Genomic DNA, 21,062 nt, shown 5'->3' on the forward strand with positions numbered 1-21,062 from the left:
ATCAGCGCCGGCTTCGAGCTGGACGAGAATGCGCGTTGGCGCCTCCTGGAGGGGCTGGACGACATCAGCCTCACCCTTCGGGAGGAGTCGTCCATCGTGGAGTACGAGGCGAACAGGCCGTCGTTCAAGCCGCGTACCCTCGAGGTCTGACCTCGGGTTTTGGCTCAAAGCGTTATTGCGTACGATGCGCCCCCTGTGCAGTTGGCAGGGGGCGCATCGCTGCGTTGGGGCGCCTGTTGAGGCCCCGTGAAGCGACAACTCGCCGCAGATGGCACAATTAGCGCATGGAACGCGACGAGCAACTCAAGCTCTACGGAGTCGTCGCCGACCGGCTCAAGGACGCACACGCAAGAGTGCGGACACTGCAAGTCCCGGAGGGCGTACGGATGGCGCTGACCCGGAAGCTGCTCGTCATCACGGCCGCGGCTAAACACGATCTTGCGGACGCGGCAAGGCGTCTGGAGTGGTTCATGGAAGACCTCGACGAAGGTCGTTATCCCGAAGATGTGCACGCCGATGGAAGTCCGTGAAGGTCGACTTCGTTGCGGCACAAGGGTGATTAGCCCGTTTCGTGTTTGATTTGCGGTATATATCTGCCTAACGTGCGAAAAAGCTTGGAAACTTTCCTTCCAGCAATGTCTCCGAAGGGGAAGACGTGAACAAGGCGCAGCTCGTAGAAGCCATTGCCGACAAGCTCGGCGGCCGCCAGAACGCCGCGGAAGCGGTCGACGCGGTACTGGATGCAATCGTCCGTGCGGTGGTCTCCGGTGACCGCGTTTCGGTCACCGGATTCGGTTCGTTCGAGAAGGTCGACCGCCCGGCCCGCTACGCCCGCAACCCGCAGACGGGTGAGCGCGTGCGGGTCAAGAAGACCTCGGTGCCGCGTTTCCGGGCCGGCCAGGGCTTCAAGGACCTGGTGAGCGGCTCGAAGAAGCTCCCCAAGGGCGGTGAGGTCTCCGTCAAGAAGGCTCCCAAGGGCAGCCTGACCGGCGGCGCGGCCATCAAGAAGGCCGCGGCGAAGAAGGCCACCGCCAAGAAGGCCGCGGCGAAGAAGACGACGGCCAAGAAGGCCGCGGCGAAGAAGACCACGGCGAAGAAGACCGCGGCGAAGAAGACCACGGCGAAGAAGACGACGGCCAAGAAGGCCGCCGCGAAGAAGACCACGGCCAAGAAGACCACGGCGAAGAAGGCGACGGCGAAGAAGACCGCCCCCGCCAAGAAGGCCACGGCGAAGAAGGCCCCGGCGAAGAAGGCCACGGCGCGTAAGACCACCGCCAAGAAGACCACTGCCCGCAAGCGGTAATGGCAGCATCGACCACGCATGCGTCGGGCCGGTCTCCCTTCGGGGAGCCCGGCCCGCGGTGCGTTCCGGGGCGTCTCCGTTCTGGCCCGCGGGCGGACGAAGGGAGACCGGGCTTACTCGTCTAGGCTCTCTCCCATGCAGGCCACCGCGTACACGTACGACTCCGAGACCCGCTCCGGCAGCGTGCTGCTGGACGACGGCACCCCGCTGCCCTTCGATGCGGCGGCCTTCGACGCCGGCGGCCTGTTGCTGCTGCGCCCCGGTCAGCGGGTCCGTATCGACGTCACCGGCGACGGTGCCGACCGGCGCATCGTGCTGATCACGCTCCAGACGCTCTGACCTGCGGCGGCCGCAGCCGCTCGGGCTCCCCTGGCGCGCCGTGCCCGGTTGCCGCCCCACCGGCGAGATACGGGGCCTGGCGCGCGGTGTACGGGCCCACGCCCAGCGCCAGCGCGGCCAGCAGGTCCTCGGCGGTGTCCACGTCCCGGCGTACCGAGGGCACCCCGGGCGCGGTGAGCTCGCGGGCCCCCGAGGCCAGGTGACGGGCCCGGGACGCGCCCCCGAATGCCGGTTCCAATTCCGTGCCGGAAGTCGCGGTCAGAAGTGTTGTCCCGATATCCGCCGCGTCCGCGAGAAATGCGCGGGGAAATAGCGAAGCGCATTGGAGCACCAGTTCCAGTTCGGCGGGGCGCAGCGCGGGCAGGTCGGCGTTCAGCGCAGCGACCGCCGCGCCCGGGCGACGCGCCCGGACCGCGCCCGCGCCATGGGACAGCGCCGCGTTGAGCCCGCGGCCCGGTGTGTCGGGAACGATCTGCGCCCCCAGCGCCGCCAGCCGTTCCCCGGCCAGCCGGTCGTCCGTGACAACCGCCACATCCCGGACGTTCGCGCAGGTCAGCGCCGCCGTCACGGTGTCGAGGGCGAAGGCGAGGGCCAGTCGGGGGCGGAACTCCTCACCGGCGGCTCCGGAGAGCCTGCTTTTGGCTCGCACCAGCGGTTTCAGCGGCACCACCAGGCTCCAGGTCGTCTCTGCTTCGCCATCTGCTCCGTCTCTTCGCATCGACGCCATTCTCACCTGCTGCCGCCGCTCCGCGGGAGCGTCGGGGTTACGGTGTTCTCGACATAGCGGGTACCTGGGGCGACACTTGTGCGGCTGCCGGCCCGCAGCAGCTTCGCAGGTCCCCACAAGGAGGGTGTCCCAGTGTCCCGCCGCAGAATCGGCTTCTGGTACCGCTTGGCCGCGGTCATCTGCAAACCGCCGCTCTTGGTTCTGTTCAAGCGGGACTGGCGGGGAATGGAGCACATTCCGGCCGACGGCGGATTTATCACCGCGGTCAACCACAACTCGTATCTCGACCCGCTCTCCTATGCGCACTATCAGTACAACACCGGGCGGGTCCCGCGATTCCTGGCCAAGGCGGGCCTCTTCAAGAGCGGCTTTGTCGGCCTGATGATGCGCGGCACCGGGCAGATCCCCGTCTACCGGGAAACCACCGACGCCGCCACCGCGTTCCGCGCCGCCGTCAGCGCCATCGAGAAGGGCGAATGCGTCGCCTTCTACCCCGAGGGCACCCTCACCCGCGACCCGGAGCTGTGGCCCATGCAGGGCAAGACCGGCGCCGCGCGGGTGGCCTTGCTGACGAAGGCGCCGGTCATCCCCGTCGCGCAGTGGGGCGCCCATGAGGCGATGCCGCCGTACGCCAAGGAGAAGAAGCTGCGCCTCCTCCCGCGCAAGACGCTGCGGGTGCAGGCGGGGCCGCCGGTCGACCTGAGCGCGTTCTACGGCCAGGAGCCGACCGCCGAGGTGCTGCGGGCCGTCACCGAGGTCATCATGGCCGCCATCGCCGAGCAGCTGGCCGTCCTGCGCGGTGCGCCCGCGCCGGCCGAACCGTACGACTGGCGCAAGGCGATCGCCCGGGATCGCCGCGCCGCCCGGGAGGCCGCCAAGGCAGGCGGGGGCGCCGCGGCGGCCACCGCTTCCGTCGAACCGGCCGCCGCCTCCGAGCAGGCCGTCGGATCGCAGCAGGCCCGAAGCACCCAGCAGGCACAGGAGGATGAAAGCAAGTGACGCGCTGCGCCGTCTACGGCACGGGGTCCTGGGGTACCGCCTTCGCGATGGTGCTCGCCGACGCAGGCTGCGAGGTGACCCTGTGGGGGCGCCGCCCGGCCCTCGTCGACGCCATCAACAACGGCCGTACCAACCCCGACTACCTGCCGGGCGTCGAGCTTCCCGCGTCCGTACGGGCCACCACCGACCCGGCGGAAGCGGCGCGCGGCGCGGAGTTCGCCGTGCTGGCCGTCCCCGCCCAGACGCTGCGCGGCAATCTGGCCGAGTGGGCGCCCCTGCTGCCCGAGGGGACGGTCCTGGTGTCCCTGATGAAGGGCGTCGAACTGGGCACGGCCAAGCGCATGAGCGAGGTCATCGAGGAGGTCGCCAAGGTGCCGGCGGAGCAGGTCGCGGTGCTGACCGGCCCCAACCTCGCCCGGGAGGTCGCCGCCCGGCAGCCCGCCACCGCCGTCGTGGCCTGCGCCGACGAGGCGGTCGCCCGGCGCTTCCAGACCGCCTGCCACACCGCGTACTTCCGCCCGTACACCAACACCGACGTGGTGGGCTGCGAACTGGGCGGCGCGGTCAAGAACGTCATCGCGCTGGCCGTCGGCATCGCCACCGGCATGGGGCTGGGCGACAACGCCAAGGCGTCCCTGATCACCCGCGGTCTGGCCGAGACCACCCGGCTCGGCCTGGCCATGGGCGCCGACGCGCGCACCTTCGCCGGCCTGGCCGGCATGGGCGACCTCGTCGCCACCTGCTCCTCACCGCTCTCGCGCAACAACACCTTCGGCACCAACCTCGGCCGGGGGATGACGCTGGAGGAGACCATCGCGGTCACCAAGCAGACCGCCGAGGGCGTCAAATCCTGCGAATCCGTGCTGGATCTGGCCCGCCGGCACGGCGTCGAGATGCCGCTCACCGAGACGGTCGTCGAGATCGTCCACGAGGGCAAGCAGCCGATGGCCGCCCTGAAGGACCTGATGGCCCGCAGCGCCAAGTCCGAGCGGCACTGAAGCGTCGCCTTCGCGCGGCACCGGAATCGGAGTCGATTCACCCGGTTCTGTGCGGTCCGTCGGGAACCGGTGCTCCGCGGCAGCCCCCGCGGACGGCGGCGCGAGGTCTCCGACGGCCGCAGCAGCACTGACTCCGCTCCGGTCAGCAGGTACCCTCAACGCGATATGAGCAGCCAGACCCCCTCCCACAAGCCCCGCGTCGCCGTCGTGTTCGGCGGACGCAGCTCCGAGCACGCGATCTCCGTACTCACCGCCGGAGCGGTGCTGCGCGCCATCGACCGCGACAAGTACGACGTGCTGCCGATCGGCATCACCTCCGACGGCCGCTGGGCGCTGACCGCCGACGACCCCGAACGGATGGCCATTGCGGACCGGCGGCTGCCCAGCGTGGCCGAGCTCGCCGAGTCCGCCGAGGGCGGCGTGGTGCTCCCCGTCGACCCGACCAACCGCGAGGTCGTCTACACCGAGCCGGGCACGGTGCCCAAGGCGCTGGGCGAGGTCGATGTCGTCTTCCCCGTGCTGCACGGCCCGTACGGCGAGGACGGCACCCTGCAGGGCCTGCTGGAGCTCTCCGGCGTCCCCTACGTCGGCTCGGGCGTGCTCGCCTCCGCCGTGGGCCAGGACAAGGACTACATGAAGCGGGTGTTCACCTCCTTCGGTCTGCCGGTCGGCCCCTACGAGGTCATCCGCCCCCGTGAGTGGGAGCAGGATCCGGCCGCCGCCCGCAAGAAGATCGTGGACTTCGCCGCGGAACACGGCTGGCCGCTCTTCGTGAAGCCCGCCCGGGCCGGTTCGTCCATCGGCATCACCAAGGTCGACGACCTCGCCGGCCTGGACGAGGCGGTCGAGGAGGCCCGGCGGCACGACCCCAAGATCCTCGTCGAGGCGCTGCTGCGCGGCCGGGAGATCGAGTGCGGGGTGCTGGAGTTCGCCGACGGCCCGCGGGCCAGCGTGCCGGCCGAGATCCCGCCGGTCAGCGCGCACGACTTCTACGACTTCGAGGCCAAGTACATCGACTCGGCCGACGGCATCGTGCCGGCGCCGCTGAGCGCCGAGGAGACCGCGAAGGTCCAGGAGCTGGCCGTCGCTGCCTTCGAGGCGGCGTCCTGCGAGGGCCTGGTGCGCGCGGACTTCTTCCTCCAGGACAACGGCGAGTTCGTGATCAACGAGATCAACACCCTGCCCGGCTTCACCCCCATCTCCATGTACCCGCGGATGTGGCAGGAGAGCGGTGTGAGCTACCCCGAGCTGATCGACCGGCTCCTGCAGGCCGCACTCCAGCGGTCCACGGGCCTGCGCTGAGCCGCGGCCGGCCTCCGGGCCGGCCGCTCCGACCGCCACGCTGGTGGCTCTAGACCCCGGCGGGAACGGTCTTCTTCACGGCGTCCGCGAGGTCGGTGAGCACATCGACCTCGGGGGCGTACTTCCCGGGCACGGTCACCTCGACGTACGCCTTCCGCAACACCGTCGTGAAGCGGTAGCCGTCGTCCTGCTTCTCGAAGAGCCATTGGACCCCGTTGACTTCCGCCGCGTCGGCGTTGGGGTTGTAATGTTCACTGCCGTACGTCAGGACCTCGGGCTTCGGCACTCCGCAGCGCAGTTTCACGGCAGGATCGCCCCACATGGCAGTGAAGTCCGAGACCGGTTCGGCGGTACCCCGTTCCAGCCGGTCCACGGTCCGCGGCAACTCCTTGTGGAGCGCTCGGCAATACCGTGCCGCCTCCCCTTGCGGGGAGGGGACGGCCACGTCCTCGGACGAGGAACAGCTCACCGCGGCGATCAACACGGCGAGCGGGGGAAGGGCCAGGTACCAGCGGCGCGCAGAGATCACCCGGCAGAGGATACGGGGGAGCTAGAGATGGACGACCGGGCAGGTAAGGGTGCGGGTGATGCCTTCCACTTGCTGGACCTTCGCGACCACCATGCGACCCAGCTCATCGACGGTGTCGGCCTGAGCGCGCACGATGACGTCATAGGGCCCGGTCACGTCCTCAGCCTGCAGCACACCGTGGATCGTGGAGATCACCTCAGCTACCGCCGAGGCCTTGCCGACCTCGGTCTGGATCAGGATGTAGGCCTGTACCACGGAACCTCCAGGGCGGCTACGAGGATCATGTGGGAAGAAGGGACGCCACGGTACCGCGTCACCGCGGGGAGCGGGGAGACCCGCGCGGTGAACACGGCGAGTGCGGCACAGTCGTCAGCCACGTACGGACCGTCCGTACACATGGGAAGGGCAACAGCATGAAGGGCACCGTGGGCGAGCTGGGGGAATTCGGGCTGATCAGGGAGCTCACCTCCCGGCTCACCTCCACTCCGGCGGTACGGATCGGGCCGGGTGACGACGCCGCGGTGGTCACCGCGCCGGACCGGAGGGTGGTCGCCAGCACCGACATCCTCCTGGAGGGCCGGCACTTCCGCCGTGACTGGTCCACCGCCTACGACGTCGGCCGCAAGGCCGCCGCGCAGAACCTCGCCGACATCGCGGCGATGGGCGCGGTGCCCACCGCGATCCTGCTGGGCCTGGTCGTCCCCGCGGAACTCCCCGCGACCTGGCCGACCGAGCTGATGGACGGGCTGCGCGACGAGTGCCAGGTGGCCGGCGCCGCGGTCGTCGGCGGGGACGTCGTACGCGGCGACACCATCACCGTCGCCATCACCGCGCTCGGCGACCTGCGCAACCAGGAGCCGGTCACCCGCGCCGGCGCGCAGCCCGGCGATGTCGTCGCGGTCACCGGCTGGCTGGGCTGGTCCGCCGCCGGGCACGCGGTCCTCACCCGCGGATTCCGCTCGCCGCGCGCCTTCGTGGAGGCCCACCGCCGGCCCGAGCCGCCGTACCACGCGGGCCCCGCGGCCGCCGGGCTCGGCGCCACCGCCATGACGGACGTCAGCGACGGGCTGGTCGCCGACCTCGGGCACATCGCCGAGGCCAGCAAGGTCCGGATCGACCTGCGGTCCGCCGGCATCGACATCCCCTCGCAGATGTCCGACATCGGCACGGCCGTCGGCGTGGACCCGATGCAGTGGGTGCTCAACGGCGGTGAGGATCACGCGATCGTGGCCACTTTCCCGCCCGATGTGAAGCTGCCCGCCCGGTGGAAGGTCATCGGCGAGGTGCTCCACCCCTCCGCGCTGCCCCAGGTGACGGTGGACGGCGCCCCGTGGGTGAAGGCCGGCTGGGACCACTTCGGCGACAACGGGGACGCCGAATCGCAGCTGTGAGGGCGCATCCGGCCGCCGGCCGCGGGACGGCCGGACGCCGCCGAGTAGATTCGGCGGTATGCGCATCCCTCCACGCGTCCTGACCGTCGCCGGGTCCGACTCCGGTGGCGGCGCGGGCATCCAGGCCGACCTGAAGACGATGCTGGCGCTCGGCACGCACGGCATGAGCGTGCTCACCGCCGTCACCGCCCAGAACTCCCTGGGGGTGCAAGGCGCGTGGGACCTGCCTGCCGAGGCCGTACGGACCCAGTTCCGCAGCGTCGTCGACGACATCGGCGTCCAGGCGGTCAAGACCGGCATGCTCTCCTCCGCCGAACTCGTCGCCACCGTCGCCGAACTGCTCGCCGGCCTGCGGGCCCCGGTCGTCGTCGACCCCGTCGGGGTCTCCAAGCACGGCGACCCGCTGCTCGCCGCCGACGCCCTGGAAGCGGTCCGCACCGCACTGCTGCCAGCGGCCACCGTCGCCACCCCCAACCTGGACGAGGTCGCCCAGTTGACCGGCGTACGCGTCGAGGACGAGGCCGGTATGCGCCGGGCGGCCGCCGCGATCCTGGACTTCGGGCCGCGCTGGGCGCTCATCAAGGGCGGCCACCTCCCGGCCGGTGCCGGTGACGGCGCCGTCGATCTGCTCACCGACGGCACCGAGGAGCACTGGCTGCGCGCCCCCCGCCACGACAACCGGCACACCCACGGCACCGGCTGCACCCTGGCCGCCGCGCTCGCCGCGCAGCTCGCCAAGGGGGACACCGTCCCGCAGGCCGCGGCGGCGGCGAAGGACTACGTCACCGGCGCGATCGCGGCCGGCTTCCGGCTGGGCGCGGGCATCGGCCCCGTCCACCACGGCTGGCGGCTCGGCGACGGGAGCTGACGGCACGGACCCCGCGGTACCCCGGCCGGGCCGGTCGCCGCGGCGCCCGGCCCCAGCCGCGGCGACCGGCCCCGGGAACGGCAAAAAGCCGGCCCACCACGGAGGTGGACCGGCTTCACAAGCAACCGGCTGGGCTGCGCTACGGCTAAGACGTCAGCGCGAGACCTTGCCGGCCTTGATGCACGAGGTGCAGGCGTTCAGCTTCTTCGGCGTGCGCCCGATCACTGCACGCACCGTCTGGATGTTGGGATTCCAACGACGGTTGGTGCGGCGATGCGAGTGCGAGACACTCTTGCCGAAGCCCGGCCCCTTGCCGCAGACGTCGCAGTTGGCAGCCACGGGTCACTCCAAAGACTTCAGATGCACTTACGGTGAAATCCCGACGAGCCGAGTGCATTGCCCGACCGGCACCGTCAGGAGAGGAATGGCCCGATTCTCATCGGGCAACCGGAGCAGCATACAACGGCCGCTCCCGTAGAACGAAACTACCACGCACCCCCCGACCCCCCGCCCCGGTCCCACTCCCGGAGCGCGGCTACTGTGCGAGGCATCCCGCGACCCAGGAGGACGATGTGCCGCACCCGCTCGACGCCGCCGCGGTCCGCTCCTGGTGCGGGCTGGCACTGGAGGCGCTCGGCCGGGAACGCGAACGGATCGACGCGATCAACGTCTACCCGGTGGCCGACGGCGACACCGGCACCAACCTCTATCTGACGCTCGAATCGGCCGCCCGCGCGGTCGAGGCCGCCTTCGACGGGCACGGCTCCGCCGGTACCGCGCCCCGTCTCACCGACGCCATCGGCGCCATGGCACACGGCGCCCTCATCGGGGCGCGCGGCAACTCCGGCACCATCCTGGCGCAGCTGCTGCGCGGGATGACCGAGGTCCTGGCCGCCGCCGACGGCTCCGGCGACGCCCTGGGTCGGGCGCTGCGCAGGGCCGCCGCCTCGGCGTACGAGGCCGTCGCCCACCCCGTGGAGGGCACCGTCCTGACGGTGGCGACGGCCGCCGCCGACGCCGCCGCCAGGTGCGCCGCCGACCGGGCCGCGGGTCCCGCCGAGGTCGCCCGCGCCGCCCATGAGGGCGCGTCCGCGGCCCTGCGGGCGACCCCCGGGCAGCTGGCGGTGCTCGGCCGGGCCGGTGTCGTGGACGCCGGCGGCTGCGGACTCGTCGCGGTGCTGGGAGCGCTCGCCGACGCGCTCTGCGGGGAGGTCTCGGCGACACCGGTCGCCGTACGGGCCGACGCCCCGCTCCCGCAGGCGGCCGGCTGCGAGCTCGCGGCCCGGGCGGCGGACGGCTGCGGCGACCCGGACGGGCCCGCCTTCGAGGTGATCTATCTGCTGGAGGCCGGCGACGCGGCCGTGGCGCGGCTGCGCGACCGGCTCGACGGGCTCGGCGACTCCCTGGTGGTGGTCGGCGGGGACGGGCTGTGGAACGTCCATGTCCATGTCGACGACGCCGGGGCCGCCGTGGAGGCCGGGATCGAGGCGGGCCGCCCGTACCGGATCCGGATCACGCACTTCGGCGGGGCCGCGCGCACCAGGGAGCCGGCGATGACCGCACGGGCCGTGGTCGCGGTGGTGCCCGGCGCCGGGCTCGCCGGGCTGTGCGCGCAGGCCGGTGCCACCCCCGTGGCGGTACGTCCCGGGGAGCCGCCCGCCAGCGGCGAACTGCTGCAGGCGATCCGGCAGGCCCGCGCCCGTGAGGTGATGCTGCTGCCGAACGACCCCGACCTGCGCCACACCGCGGCGGCCGCCGCCGAACAGGCCCGTACCGAAGGCATCCGGGTCGCCCTCATCCCCACCCGCTCCGCGGTCCAGGGCATCGCGGCGCTGGCCGTGCACGAGCCGGGCCGCAGCTTCGACGAGGACGTGGTCGCGATGACCGCGGCCGCGGGCGCCACCCGCTACGCGGAGCTGGCCGTCGCCGAGCGGCAGTCGTGGACCATGGCCGGCGTCTGCCAGGCCGGGGACATCCTCGGCCTGATCGACGGCGACGTGGCGGTGATCGGCTCCGATCTCGTGCCGACGGCGATGACCGTGCTCGACCGGATGCTGTCGGCGGGCGGGGAGATGGTGACCCTGGTCCTCGGCGCCGGCGTGCCCGACGCACTCGCCGAGCGGCTGGAGCGGCATGTCCGCGCACGCCATCTCGCCGTGGACACGGTGGTCTACCACGGCGGTCAGCATGCGGTGCCGCTGCTCATCGGTGTGGAGTGAGGGCGCCGGGGTGCTCGGCGCACCCCGATTGTCACAGGCGTGGTGTGCAATGGACCTGTGGCAGCGCTCGATGAACCCCTGAAGAAGATCCTCGGTGGCACCACCGCGAAGGTGCTGGCCGAGCATCTCGGCCTGCGGACGGTCGGCGATCTGCTGCACCACTACCCGCGGCGTTATGCCGAGCGCGGCGAACTGACCCGCCTCGCGGACCTTCCGCTGGACGAACACGTCACCGTCGTCGCGCAGGTCGCGGATTCCCGGGTGCTGAAGTTCAACGGCGGCAGGGGACAGCGCCTCGAAGTGACGCTCACCGACGGCAGCGGCCGGCTCCGGCTGGTCTTCTTCGGCAAGGGCATCCACAAGCCCCACAAGGACCTGCTCCCGGGACGCCGCGCGATGTTCGCCGGCAAGGTGTCGGTCTTCCAGCACAAACTCCAGCTGGCCCACCCCGAATACGAGCTCCTCGACGGCGACGCCGAGAGCGGCGCCGAGGCGGTCGACGCCTTCGCCCGGCAGCTCCTGCCGATCTACCCCGCCTGCCAGCAGATGGCGTCCTGGAAGATCGCCAAGGCGGTCGACGCGGTGCTGCCCAGCGCGCGGGACGCCGTCGACCCGCTCCCCGGCTCGCTGCGCGAGGGCCGGGCGCTGGTCCCGCTCCCCGAGGCGCTGCTCAAGATCCACCGCCCGGAGAGCAAGGCCGACATCGCCGCCGCACGGGACCGGCTGAAGTGGGACGAGGCCTTCGTCCTGCAGGTCGCGCTCGCCCGGCGCCGGCTCGCCGAGACCCAACTCCCCGCCGTGGCGCGGCGGGTGGCGAAGGGCGGCATCCTCGACGCCTTCGACGCCAAGCTGCCCTTCACGCTCACGGACGGCCAGCAGAAGGTCAGTCGGGAGATCTTCGACGACCTGGCGGCCGAGCACCCCATGCACCGCCTCCTCCAGGGCGAGGTGGGCTCCGGCAAGGCGCAGCCCCTGGACGCCCTGGTGCTGACCCCGCGCGGCTTTTGCCCCATGGGGGAGATGGCCGTCGGCACGGAGGTGGTCGTGCCGAGCGGGGAGCTCACCGTGGTGGACGGGGTCTTCCCGCAGGGCGAGCGGGAGGTCTGGCGGCTGGTGCTGTCGGACGGCAGCGCCGTCGAGTGCGACGACGAACATCTGTGGATCGTCGGCTCCCGCGAGACGGGCGAGCGGGTGCTGACCACCCGCGAGCTGCGGGGAGATCTGCTCGGCCCCGACGGCCGGCCCAAGTGGTCGATCGCGGCGGCCACCCCGGTCGATCTCGACGCGGGCGGGGAGCGGCCGCTCGATCCGTATCTGGTGGGGCAGCGGCTGGCCGAGGCCGGCGGCCCGGCGGACCGCCTGCCCACGGCCTATCGCCACGCCCCCCTCAAGGATCGGCTGGCCGCGGTGCAGGGGCTGATGGACACCGGGGGCGGGCCCGCGGAAGCCACCGCGGTCTACCGCGCGGCCCCCGGCCCGCTCGCCGACGACCTGGCGTGGCTGGTGCGCTCCCTGGGCGGCTCCGCCCGGCCCGTCCCCGTACGCGACGGTGCCTGCGACGTCTTCGTGGCGCTGCCCGCCGGGTACCCGCCGTTCCGCGCGCCCGGAGGCGGGGACGGTGCACCCACCGGGGGCGGGCCCGGCGTCCGGCGCGCCGTCCACGCCATCGAGCACGTCGGCCGCAAGCCCGTCCAGTGCATCAGCGTCGCGCATCCCTCCCACGCCTATGTGACCGACCACTTCACCGTCACCCACAACACCATGGTCGCGCTGCGCGCCATGCTCGGCGTCGTCGACAGCGGCGGCCAGGCCGCGATGCTGGCGCCGACCGAGGTCCTGGCCCAGCAGCACCACCGCTCGATCACCGAGATGATGGGGGAGCTGGCCGAGGGCGGGATGCTCGGCGGTGCGGAGCAGGGCACCAAGGTCGTGCTGCTGACCGGCTCCATGGGGGCCGCCGCCCGCCGGCAGGCGCTGCTCGATCTGGTCACCGGCGAGGCCGGCATCGTGGTGGGCACCCATGCCCTGATCGAGGACAAGGTGCAGTTCCACGACCTGGGCCTGGTCGTCGTCGACGAACAGCACCGCTTCGGCGTCGAGCAGCGCGACGCGCTGCGCGGCAAGGGCAACTCCCAGCGGGAGAAGCAGACCCCGCATCTCCTGGTGATGACGGCGACCCCCATTCCGCGCACGGTCGCCATGACCGTCTTCGGCGATCTGGAGACCTCCGTCCTGGACCAGCTCCCCGCCGGACGCTCGCCGATCGCCAGCCATGTGGTGCCCGCCAAGGACAAGCCGCACTTCCTCGCGCGCGCCTGGGAACGGGTCCGCGAGGAGGTGGCGGCCGGGCATCAGGCCTATGTGGTGTGCCCCCGGATCGGCGACGAGGAGGAGGCGCCCAAGGCGAAGAAGGGCGCGCCGGGCGCCAAGGCCGCGGCGGCCAAGGAGAGTTCACCCGAGGACGCGGCGGAGAAGCGGCCGCCGCTCGCGGTGCTCGACATCGCCGAGCAGCTCCGCGCGGGGCCGCTGGCCGGTCTGCGGGTGGCGGTCCTGCACGGCCGGATGGCGCCGGACGACAAGGACGACGTGATGCGTTCCTTCGCCGCGGGCGAGCTGGACGTCCTCGTCGCGACGACGGTCATCGAGGTCGGCGTGAACGTCCCCAACGCCACCGCCATGGTGATCATGGATGCGGACCGCTTCGGCGTCTCCCAGCTGCACCAGCTGCGCGGCCGGGTCGGCCGTGGCACGGCCCCCGGACTGTGTCTGCTGGTCAGCGAGATGCCCGAGGCCAGCCCCGCGCGCGCCCGGCTCGCCGCCGTCGCGGCCACCCTCGACGGCTTCGAGCTCTCCCGTATCGACCTCGAACAGCGGCGGGAGGGCGATGTCCTGGGCCAGGCGCAGTCCGGTGTCCGCTCCTCGCTGCGGATGCTCGCGGTCATCGACGACGAGGACGTGATCGCGGCCGCCCGCGAGGAGGCCACCGCCCTGGTCACCGCCGATCCCGACCTGTCCGGATACCCGGAACTGCGGATCGCCCTCTCGGCCCTGTTGGACGAGGAGCGGGAGCAGTATCTGGACAAGGGATGAGCGGGTCCGCGGCCGCGAAGCGCGCGGGCCCGTCCCTGACCCGTCGGGCGGGCCCCAGGGCCCTGGCGCCAGGTGATGTCGATCACCGCCCACCGGCCTCCGGCCCCCGGCCGGGCGTCCGCGGCCGGCCGACGCCATATCGTGGAGGGACGGAGCCTGCCCGGCTCCGCCCTGACCCGCGCAACGTAAGGACGGGCCCATGACCCGCGTGATCGCCGGTACGGCCGGCGGCCGCCGCCTGGCCGTACCCCCGGGAAACGGCACCCGACCGACCTCCGACCGGGCGCGTGAGGGCATGTTCTCCACCTGGGAGTCGCTCGACGGCCCGCTGGCCGGCGCCCGGGTGCTCGATCTGTACGGCGGCTCCGGCGCGGTCGGCCTGGAGGCGCTCTCCCGCGGCGCCGCGCACGTCCTGCTGGTCGAGGCCGATGCCCGCGCGGTGCGCACCATCCGCGACAACGTCCGTACGGTCGGCCTCCCGGGCGTCGAGGTCCGTCCCGGCAAGGCCGAGCAGACCGCCGCCGCACCGCCCCCGGGCGATCCGTACGACCTCGTCTTCCTGGACCCGCCCTACGTGGTGACCGACGCCGCACTCCGGGAGATCCTGCTCACACTCCGTGGTCAGGGGTGGCTTGCGGAGCAGGCACTCGTCACCGTGGAGCGGAGCACCCGAGGCGGCACCTTCCCCTGGCCGGACGGTTTTGCAGCGATCAAGGCCCGTCGCTACGGCGAGGGGACGCTTTGGTACGGTCGCGCCGCTTCGACGTCCGCCGAATCGACGTCAGCAAGCGTGTCATGACCGGATCGGAGAGCGAGGAACCCGAGTTGCGCCGCGCCGTCTGTCCGGGGTCGTTCGACCCCATCACCAACGGGCACCTGGACATCATCGCCCGTGCCTCCAAGCTGTACGACGTCGTCCATGTCGCCGTGATGATCAACCAGTCCAAGCAGGGGCTGTTCACGGTCGAGGAGCGGATCGACCTGATCCGCCGGGCCACCGCCGAGTACGGCAACGTGGAGGTCGAGTCCTTCCACGGCCTGCTGGTCGACTTCTGCAAGCAGCGCGACATCCCCGCCATCGTCAAGGGGCTGCGCGCCGTCAGCGACTTCGACTACGAGCTGCAGATGGCCCAGATGAACAACGGCCTGTCGGGCGTGGAGACCCTCTTCGTCCCCACCAACCCGACCTACAGCTTCCTCTCCTCCAGCCTCGTCAAGGAGGTTGCCGCCTGGGGCGGCGATGTCTCCCACCTGGTCCCGGCGTTCGTCCTGGAGGCGCTCACCGAGCGCCTGCGGAACAAGGGCTGAGACCGCACCGGGCGCACCGGCCCGCGATGCCTCACTGACGGCACGTCAGGTGGTGTCGGGTCAGGGGCGCGTGGCCGTACAGTCGTCTCGTTCCGTCGTTCCAACCCTTCAGAGAGTGGCGAGTCCAAGGTGGACGTGCAGAAGAAGCTCGACGACATCGTCGCGACCGTCGGCGGTGCCCGGTCCATGCCCATGTCGGCCTCGTGCGTGGTCAACCGCGCCGAGCTGCTCGCCCAGCTGGAGGAGGTGCGCGCCGCGCTGCCCGGCTCGCTCGCGCAGGCGCAGGAGCTGCTCGGCGGGCGGGAGCAGATGGTCGAGCAGGCGCGGGCCGAGGCGGAGCGGATCATCGAGACCGCGCACGCCCAGCGGGGCTCGCTGATCTCCGACACCGAGGTCGCCCGGCAGTCCCAGGAGGAGGCGGACCGGATCCTCGCCGAGGCCCGCCGGGAGGCGGAGGAGATCCGCGCCGAGGCCGACGACTACGTCGACAGCAAGCTCGCCAACTTCGAGGTCGTGCTGACCAAGACCATCGGATCCGTCGACCGCGGCCGCGAGAAGCTGCTCGGCCGCGGCCCGGGGCTCGACGAGCAGGGCTACGAGGACACCGAGGCCCCGGAGCGCAGCGCCGACCCGGAGACCCTCAGGCGGCGCGCCGACGCGTACGTGGACGCCAAGTTCGGGGCGTTCCAGGCCGTGCTGACCAAGACGCTGGAAGCGGTCGGCCGGGGCCGTGACAAGCTCCAGGGCGCCCAGGCGATCGACGAGCTGGCGCTGCATCTGGCGGCGCAGGGTGATCCGCAGTCCGGCCACCAGGCCGACGCCGAGTACCTCGCCGGCCTGGCGGGCATCGGCGCCGACCAGGACCCGCAGCCGCCCCAGGCGCCCCCGATGCCGCAGGCACCGCCGCAGCCCGCGATGCCCCAGGCGCAGCCCCAGGAACACCAGCAGCCCCTCCAGCCCCAGCTTCAGCAGCAGGCCTACTACGCCGATCCGGCCGCCTATCCACAGCAGGACGTCTACGGCTACCAGCAGCCCCCGCAGGACCCGTACGCCCCGCACCAGGACCCGTACGGCTACGACTGGCAGCAGCAGGCCCAGGCCCAGCAGCAGGGCTACGACCCGAACGCGTACCTCCAGCAGCAGGTGCCCCAGCAGCCCCAGCACGCCCCGCACGGTCACGCGGCGCAGCCCGGTGCGCTGGACGAGACCAGCCTCTTCGACACCAGCATGATCGATCTGGACCAGCTCCGGCAGTACGAGGAGGGGCGCCAGTAGGCGTGTGGTCCGGCGGCCCGTGCTGCGGCCGGAAGCGGATTGGGCCTATCGGGGCCCGTCCAGTATCCTGGCTCTTCGGTCGCGCGTATGCCCGCGGTCTCTGCTGCCCGGAATTCCACCACTGGGATTCGGGTGGCACGCAATCCCCGTAGAAAGCAGGAAGCCATCAACGCCCGCCTCGACCACCGTTCCCCGCTCGTGTTCGACACACGCGAGCTGGGCCGGCGTCCCGGTGCGCTGAAGAGGGTCTCCCGCTCCGTCGAGGCCCCCCGGGACCTCGGCAACGAGGTCATCGGTGTGCCCGAGGGCGCCCCGATCGAGCTCGACCTCCGCCTGGAGTCGGTCATGGACGGGGTGCTTGTCACAGGCACCGGCCGTGCATCCGTCACGGGGGAGTGCGTAAGGTGTCTGGAGCCGCTGGAGCGAGAGCTCGACGCGGACTTCCAGGAGATGTTCGCCTACCCCGACGCCGACGCCAGGGTCCATGAGGACGCCGGCGACGACGCCGAGGACGAGGAGGACACCCTCTTCCTCGAGGACGACCTGTTCGACCTCGAACCCGTGCTGCGCGATGCGGTGGTGCTCGCACTGCCGATGCAGCCGGTGTGCCAGGACGACTGCCCGGGCCTGTGTTCCGACTGCGGAGCGCGGCTCGCGGACGACCCGGACCACCATCACGACGCCGTCGACATCCGTTGGGCGGCACTGCAGGGACTCGCCGGGACCGTCAAGGACGGCGAGAAGGACAACATGGGCGGCGCCGAAGCGGGCGTCGACGAGAAGCAGGAGAAGTAGCCGTGGCTGTTCCGAAGCGGAAGATGTCGCGCAGCAACACGCGCCACCGCCGGTCGCAGTGGAAGGCTGCGGTCCCCACCCTGGTGGCGTGCGAGCGCTGCCATGAGCCGAAGCAGCAGCACATCGCGTGCCCGAGCTGCGGCACCTACAACAAGCGCCAGGTCCTCGAGGTCTGAGCGGCTGGTGACAGGCTCCGTGTCTAGCCCCAAGAAGGCGGAAGACGCCACTTCGACTCCCCGCACACGCGGGGAGGAACCGACTCCGGCGGACACGGCCTCGTCCCACACGATTCTGGAAGGGCGGCTCGGGTACAAGCTCGAGACCGCCCTTCTGGTGCGTGCGCTGACGCACCGCTCGTTCGCATACGAGAACGGCGGTCTGCCCACCAACGAGCGATTGGAATTCCTCGGGGATTCGGTGCTCGGCCTGGTGGTCACGGACACGCTGTACCGCATCCACCCCGATCTCCCGGAAGGCCAGCTGGCCAAGCTCCGGGCCGCGGTGGTCAACTCGCGTGCGCTTGCCGAGGTGGGCCGCGGCCTCGACCTCGGCGCCTTCATCCGCCTCGGACGGGGCGAAGAGGGCACGGGCGGCCGGGACAAGGCCTCCATCCTTGCCGACACCCTGGAAGCGGTGATCGGCGCGGTCTATCTCGACCAGGGTCTCGACGCGGCGGGTGAGCTGGTGCACCGGCTCTTCGACCCGCTGATCGAGAAGTCCTCCAGCCTGGGCGCGGGCCTGGACTGGAAGACCAGCCTCCAGGAACTCACCGCGACCGAAGGTCTCGGCGTCCCGGAATACCTGGTCACCGAGACCGGTCCGGACCACGAGAAGACCTTTACTGCTGCCGCCCGCGTCGGTGGTGTCTCGTACGGCACCGGCACCGGCCGCAGCAAGAAGGAAGCCGAGCAGCAGGCGGCGGAGTCCGCGTGGCGTGCGATTCGCGCCGCGGCGGACGAGGCGGCCAAGGCGGCGGCGTCCGGCGACGAGGCGTCGCCGGCCCCCGGAACGGCTGCCGCCGCGCAGTCCGACTCGGCTCCGGCCGCCGGCGACAGCCCGTCGTCGGCACACTGAAACCCCGCTTCTGACCCCTTCCGGGCGGCCCCGCGCCGCTCCGGGCGGGGTCAGAAGTCTTTGTCGCCACCGTTTGTTTCCCAAGGAGCCCTCCGTGCCCGAGCTGCCCGAGGTCGAGGTCGTACGCCGCGGACTGGAGCGCTGGGTCAGCGACCGCACGATCGACGCCGTCGAGGTGCGCCATCCGCGGTCGATCCGCCGGCACACCGCCGGTGCGGCCGACTTCGCGGCCCGGCTGAAGGGGCTGCGGATCGGTGCGGCCCGCCGGCGCGGAAAGTACCTCTGGCTCCCGGTGACCGGCGGTGGCCCGGCATCCCAGACCGCCGCCGAAGGCATCACCCCGATGGTCACCCCGTCCGTCACCCACGGGCTGGCGATCCTCGCCCACCTCGGCATGAGCGGTCAGCTGCTGGTCCAGCCGGAAGACGCCCCCGACGAGAAGCACCTGCGGATCCGCCTGCGCTTCGCCGACGCGCTCGGCACCGAACTCCGCTTCGTCGACCAGCGCACCTTCGGCGGCCTCTCGCTGCACGACACCGTGCCCGGCGCCGCCGACCACCTTCCCGACGTGATCGCCCACATCGCCCGGGACCCGCTGGACCCCGCCTTCGACGACGCCGCCTTCCACGACGCGCTGCGCCGCCGCCGGACCACCATCAAGCGGGCGTTGCTCGACCAGACGCTGATCAGCGGTGTCGGCAACATCTACGCCGACGAGGCGCTGTGGCGCAGCAGGCTCCACTACGAGCGGCCGACGGCCACCTTCACCCGTCCGCGCACCGCCGAACTCCTCGGCCACGTCCGGGACGTGATGAACGCCGCGCTCGCCGTCGGCGGCACCAGCTTCGACAGCCTCTACGTCAACGTCAACGGTGAGTCCGGCTACTTCGAGCGCTCGCTGGACGCCTACGGCCGGGAGGACGAACCCTGCCGCCGCTGCGGCACGCCCATCCGCCGCCGTCCCTGGATGAACCGCTCCAGCTACTTCTGCCCCCGCTGCCAGCGGCCGCCCCGCGGCTGAGCGCGGAGCCCCCGCGGCCGGCGGCTCATCCGGCGAGGTGCCGGGCGTCGTAGCGTTCCCGGGCCTGGAGCACCTGCGGCATCCGGTCCTCCACCAGGTCGATCAGCAGCCGTAGTTGACGGGCGACCTGATCCCCCAGGGGGGTCAGCGCGTAGTCCACGCGGGGTGGATTGCACTGCTGTGCCTCGCGCTGCACCAGTCCGTCCCGCTCCAGTGCGTGCAGGGTCTGGGCCAGCATCTTCTCGCTGATCCCTTCGACCCGGCGCCGCAGCTCGTTGAAGCGGAAGGTCCCGTCGAGCAGCGCGCCCAGCGTCAGGCTGCCCCACCGGTCGGTGACGTGCTTGAGCGTCTCCCGGGACGGGCAGTTGCACGCGAACACGTCAAAGGCCAGGTCGTCCGGACAGCCGGGCGCGGCCTCCCCGGCCTTTTCGGCACTGCTCTCGATCGCCATACCGACACCCTACTCCTGCACAGCGCTATCCCATGGGTTGCGCTTTCGAATAGTTAGTGCTTCTCTTTCTTCCGTCGCAGCCGACGCTCCCGGGCACCGACCGCCCCGGGATGCCGTGATCTTGGAGGAGAACCACCGTGACCGCCCCTGCCCTGCCTGCCCCCGTCGTCTCCGTCGCCTACCACTCCGGCTTCGGCCACACCGCCGTACTGGCCGAGGCCGTCCGTACCGCCGCCACCGAGGCGGGCGCCACCGTCCACCTGATCAAGGTCGACGAGATCACCGAAGCGCAGTGGGAGCAGCTCGACGCCTCCGACGCGATCGTCTTCGGCTCGCCGACCTACATGGGGACGGCCTCGGGCGCCTTCCACACCTTCGCCGAGGCGAGCTCCGCGCGCTGGGCGACCCGCGCCTGGCAGGACAAGCTCGCGGCGGGCTTCACCAACTCCGCCTCCAAGAGCGGCGACAAGCTGCACACCCTGCAGTTCTTCACGGTGCTCGCCGCCCAGCACGGGATGAGCTGGGTCAGCCTCAACCTGATGCCCGGCTGGAACTCCTCCACCGCGTCCGAGAACGACCTCAACCGCCTGGGCTTCTTCCTGGGAGCCGGCGCCCAGTCGCCCAACGACCAGGGGGCCGAGGGGGTCCACAAGGCCGACATCGCCACCGCCGAGCACCTCGGACGCCGTATCGCCGAGCAGGCACGGATCTTCGCGGCGGGCCGGGCCGCCCTCGCCGCCTGACCACCGGCACCGGACCGGCGCCCGCCGGGACATCCCGGATGCCCGCACCGCCCCGTGATCCGTCACGGGGCGGTGCGGGCGTCCGGCACGCCCATCCGGGAGTCGGAGGGTCCGGCTGCGGCTAGAACCCGAAGTCCTGCGTCCACCACGGGCCGCCCGGCCCGAAGTGGACGCCGACGCCCAGGGTCTTGTACTCGCAGTTGAGGATGTTGGCGCGGTGGCCGGGGCTGCTCATCCAGGTGTCCATGACGGACTGGGCGTCGGCCTGGCCGCGGGCGATGTTCTCGCCGCCCAGATCGGAGATGTCCGCGGCGCCGGCACGGTCCCACGGGGTGTCACCGTCCGGATCGGTGTGGCCGAAGAAACCGCGCCGGGCCATGTCGTCGCTGAACTGCTGGGCCAGATGGGTCAGTTCCCCGTCCGCTGTCACGGGCGAGCAGCCGGCCCGGTCGCGCTCCTGGTTGACCAGCGACAGGACCTGCGCCGCTGCGGACGACCGGGCACCGGGTGTCGTCGACGGGGCCGCGGAGCGTTCGGGCGTGGCGGCGGACGGCCGGCCGGATGGCCGGGAGGGCCGGTGGGACTCGGTCTTCCCGGTGGGGGAGGCGGACGGCCGGTGCGGCGCGGGGG

Annotated in this window: 24 protein-coding genes and 1 pseudogene; 19 read left to right on the forward strand and 6 right to left on the reverse strand. The window is 71.7% G+C overall.

The window, feature by feature from the left end; genetic code table 11:
• The 4 genes and pseudogenes from EST92_RS22695 to EST92_RS22710 form a co-directional block, all read left to right on the forward strand.
• A pseudogene (locus EST92_RS22695) lies at positions 1–150 on the forward strand (3-isopropylmalate dehydratase small subunit); the annotation flags it as partial.
• Between the two features lie 134 nt (positions 151–284).
• Positions 285–530 (forward strand): hypothetical protein, encoded by a 246-nt coding sequence (locus tag EST92_RS22700; protein WP_006602881.1) that lies wholly within the window; start codon positions 285–287, stop codon positions 528–530.
• Positions 531–655: 125 nt separating this feature from the next.
• Positions 656–1,303, forward strand: a complete 648-nt coding sequence (locus tag EST92_RS22705) for an HU family DNA-binding protein (RefSeq protein WP_129282683.1) — start codon at positions 656–658, stop codon at positions 1,301–1,303.
• Positions 1,304–1,438: 135 nt separating this feature from the next.
• Entirely contained in the window at positions 1,439–1,642 is a 204-nt protein-coding gene (locus tag EST92_RS22710) for a hypothetical protein (protein WP_129249564.1), read from the forward strand.
• On the opposite strand, the gene cofC is transcribed toward EST92_RS22710, so the two are convergent.
• Positions 1,623–2,360 carry a 2-phospho-L-lactate guanylyltransferase gene (gene cofC / locus EST92_RS22715; protein ID WP_129282684.1) on the reverse strand — a complete coding sequence of 246 codons (738 nt, stop codon included), beginning with the start codon at positions 2,358–2,360 and terminating at the stop codon, positions 1,623–1,625. The genes EST92_RS22710 and cofC overlap by 20 nt on opposite strands.
• A gap of 141 nt (positions 2,361–2,501) precedes the next feature.
• Between cofC and EST92_RS22720 the strand changes: the two genes are divergently transcribed.
• The 3 genes from EST92_RS22720 (at position 2,502) to EST92_RS22730 (ending at position 5,668) form a co-directional block, all read left to right on the forward strand.
• Positions 2,502–3,368 (forward strand): lysophospholipid acyltransferase family protein, encoded by an 867-nt coding sequence (locus EST92_RS22720; RefSeq protein ID WP_129282685.1) that lies wholly within the window; start codon positions 2,502–2,504, stop codon positions 3,366–3,368.
• Entirely contained in the window at positions 3,365–4,366 is a 1,002-nt protein-coding gene (locus tag EST92_RS22725; protein WP_129249567.1) for an NAD(P)H-dependent glycerol-3-phosphate dehydrogenase, read from the forward strand. Before EST92_RS22720 ends, EST92_RS22725 begins: the two co-directional genes overlap by 4 nt.
• 165 nt (positions 4,367–4,531) lie before the next feature.
• The gene (locus EST92_RS22730; RefSeq protein WP_129282686.1) at positions 4,532–5,668 is read left to right on the forward strand and encodes a D-alanine--D-alanine ligase family protein; all 1,137 of its coding nucleotides are present in this window, start codon (positions 4,532–4,534) and stop codon (positions 5,666–5,668) included.
• 49 nt (positions 5,669–5,717) lie between these two features.
• On the opposite strand, the gene EST92_RS22735 is transcribed toward EST92_RS22730, so the two are convergent.
• Entirely contained in the window at positions 5,718–6,197 is a 480-nt protein-coding gene (locus tag EST92_RS22735) for a DUF3515 domain-containing protein (RefSeq protein WP_254068965.1), read from the reverse strand.
• A 21-nt stretch (positions 6,198–6,218) separates the two neighbouring features.
• On the reverse strand, positions 6,219–6,452 hold the full coding sequence (locus EST92_RS22740) for an Lrp/AsnC ligand binding domain-containing protein (protein ID WP_006602873.1): 234 nt from the start codon (positions 6,450–6,452) through the stop codon (positions 6,219–6,221).
• 158 nt (positions 6,453–6,610) lie between these two features.
• Here EST92_RS22740 and EST92_RS22745 point away from each other — a divergent pair, with 158 nt between their 5' ends.
• Together EST92_RS22745 and thiD are read left to right on the forward strand one after the other, a co-directional pair.
• Positions 6,611–7,588: a thiamine-phosphate kinase gene (locus tag EST92_RS22745; RefSeq protein ID WP_129282687.1), complete on the forward strand. Its 978-nt coding sequence runs from the start codon at positions 6,611–6,613 to the stop codon at positions 7,586–7,588.
• Between the two features lie 58 nt (positions 7,589–7,646).
• Positions 7,647–8,456, forward strand: a complete 810-nt coding sequence (gene thiD, locus EST92_RS22750; protein ID WP_129282688.1) for a bifunctional hydroxymethylpyrimidine kinase/phosphomethylpyrimidine kinase — start codon at positions 7,647–7,649, stop codon at positions 8,454–8,456.
• A gap of 153 nt (positions 8,457–8,609) precedes the next feature.
• Here the strand turns inward: thiD and rpmB are convergent, their stop codons facing one another.
• Positions 8,610–8,795 carry a 50S ribosomal protein L28 gene (rpmB, locus tag EST92_RS22755; RefSeq protein ID WP_006602870.1) on the reverse strand — a complete coding sequence of 62 codons (186 nt, stop codon included), beginning with the start codon at positions 8,793–8,795 and terminating at the stop codon, positions 8,610–8,612.
• A gap of 233 nt (positions 8,796–9,028) precedes the next feature.
• Here rpmB and EST92_RS22760 point away from each other — a divergent pair, with 233 nt between their 5' ends.
• The 9 genes from EST92_RS22760 (at position 9,029) to mutM (ending at position 19,238) form a co-directional block, all read left to right on the forward strand.
• A complete protein-coding gene (locus EST92_RS22760) occupies positions 9,029–10,675 on the forward strand; it encodes a DAK2 domain-containing protein (RefSeq protein ID WP_129282689.1) in 1,647 nt (548 codons plus the stop codon).
• A gap of 57 nt (positions 10,676–10,732) precedes the next feature.
• Positions 10,733–13,765 (forward strand): helicase-related protein, encoded by a 3,033-nt coding sequence (locus EST92_RS22765; protein ID WP_129282690.1) that lies wholly within the window; start codon positions 10,733–10,735, stop codon positions 13,763–13,765.
• Positions 13,766–13,964: 199 nt separating this feature from the next.
• Positions 13,965–14,564: a 16S rRNA (guanine(966)-N(2))-methyltransferase RsmD gene (gene rsmD / locus EST92_RS22770; protein WP_129282691.1), complete on the forward strand. Its 600-nt coding sequence runs from the start codon at positions 13,965–13,967 to the stop codon at positions 14,562–14,564.
• Positions 14,565–14,590: 26 nt separating this feature from the next.
• On the forward strand, positions 14,591–15,073 hold the full coding sequence (gene coaD, locus EST92_RS22775) for a pantetheine-phosphate adenylyltransferase (RefSeq protein WP_216849121.1): 483 nt from the start codon (positions 14,591–14,593) through the stop codon (positions 15,071–15,073).
• 129 nt (positions 15,074–15,202) lie between these two features.
• Positions 15,203–16,348 carry an ATP synthase F0 subunit B gene (locus EST92_RS22780; protein WP_129282693.1) on the forward strand — a complete coding sequence of 382 codons (1,146 nt, stop codon included), beginning with the start codon at positions 15,203–15,205 and terminating at the stop codon, positions 16,346–16,348.
• Positions 16,349–16,480: 132 nt separating this feature from the next.
• Positions 16,481–17,143 (forward strand): YceD family protein, encoded by a 663-nt coding sequence (locus EST92_RS22785; RefSeq protein WP_129282694.1) that lies wholly within the window; start codon positions 16,481–16,483, stop codon positions 17,141–17,143.
• A gap of 2 nt (positions 17,144–17,145) precedes the next feature.
• Positions 17,146–17,319 (forward strand): 50S ribosomal protein L32, encoded by a 174-nt coding sequence (rpmF, locus tag EST92_RS22790; protein WP_003951102.1) that lies wholly within the window; start codon positions 17,146–17,148, stop codon positions 17,317–17,319.
• 7 nt (positions 17,320–17,326) lie between these two features.
• A complete protein-coding gene (gene rnc / locus EST92_RS22795; protein ID WP_174244101.1) occupies positions 17,327–18,217 on the forward strand; it encodes a ribonuclease III in 891 nt (296 codons plus the stop codon).
• Between the two features lie 94 nt (positions 18,218–18,311).
• The gene (gene mutM / locus EST92_RS22800; protein ID WP_129282696.1) at positions 18,312–19,238 is read left to right on the forward strand and encodes a bifunctional DNA-formamidopyrimidine glycosylase/DNA-(apurinic or apyrimidinic site) lyase; all 927 of its coding nucleotides are present in this window, start codon (positions 18,312–18,314) and stop codon (positions 19,236–19,238) included.
• Positions 19,239–19,263: 25 nt separating this feature from the next.
• Here mutM and EST92_RS22805 read toward each other — a convergent pair whose 3' ends face one another.
• Complete coding sequence (locus tag EST92_RS22805; protein WP_129249579.1) at positions 19,264–19,689, reverse strand: helix-turn-helix domain-containing protein; 426 nt, start codon at positions 19,687–19,689, stop codon at positions 19,264–19,266.
• Positions 19,690–19,841: 152 nt separating this feature from the next.
• Here EST92_RS22805 and EST92_RS22810 point away from each other — a divergent pair, with 152 nt between their 5' ends.
• Positions 19,842–20,432 (forward strand): flavodoxin family protein, encoded by a 591-nt coding sequence (locus EST92_RS22810; protein ID WP_174244102.1) that lies wholly within the window; start codon positions 19,842–19,844, stop codon positions 20,430–20,432.
• Between the two features lie 121 nt (positions 20,433–20,553).
• On the opposite strand, the gene EST92_RS22815 is transcribed toward EST92_RS22810, so the two are convergent.
• A partial coding sequence (locus EST92_RS22815; RefSeq protein WP_135789058.1) for a CAP domain-containing protein occupies positions 20,554–21,062 on the reverse strand: 509 nt, incomplete at its 5' end.

The sequence above is a fragment of the Streptomyces sp. TM32 genome, from assembly GCF_004122755.1.
Taxonomy (GTDB): domain Bacteria; phylum Actinomycetota; class Actinomycetes; order Streptomycetales; family Streptomycetaceae; genus Streptomyces; species Streptomyces sioyaensis.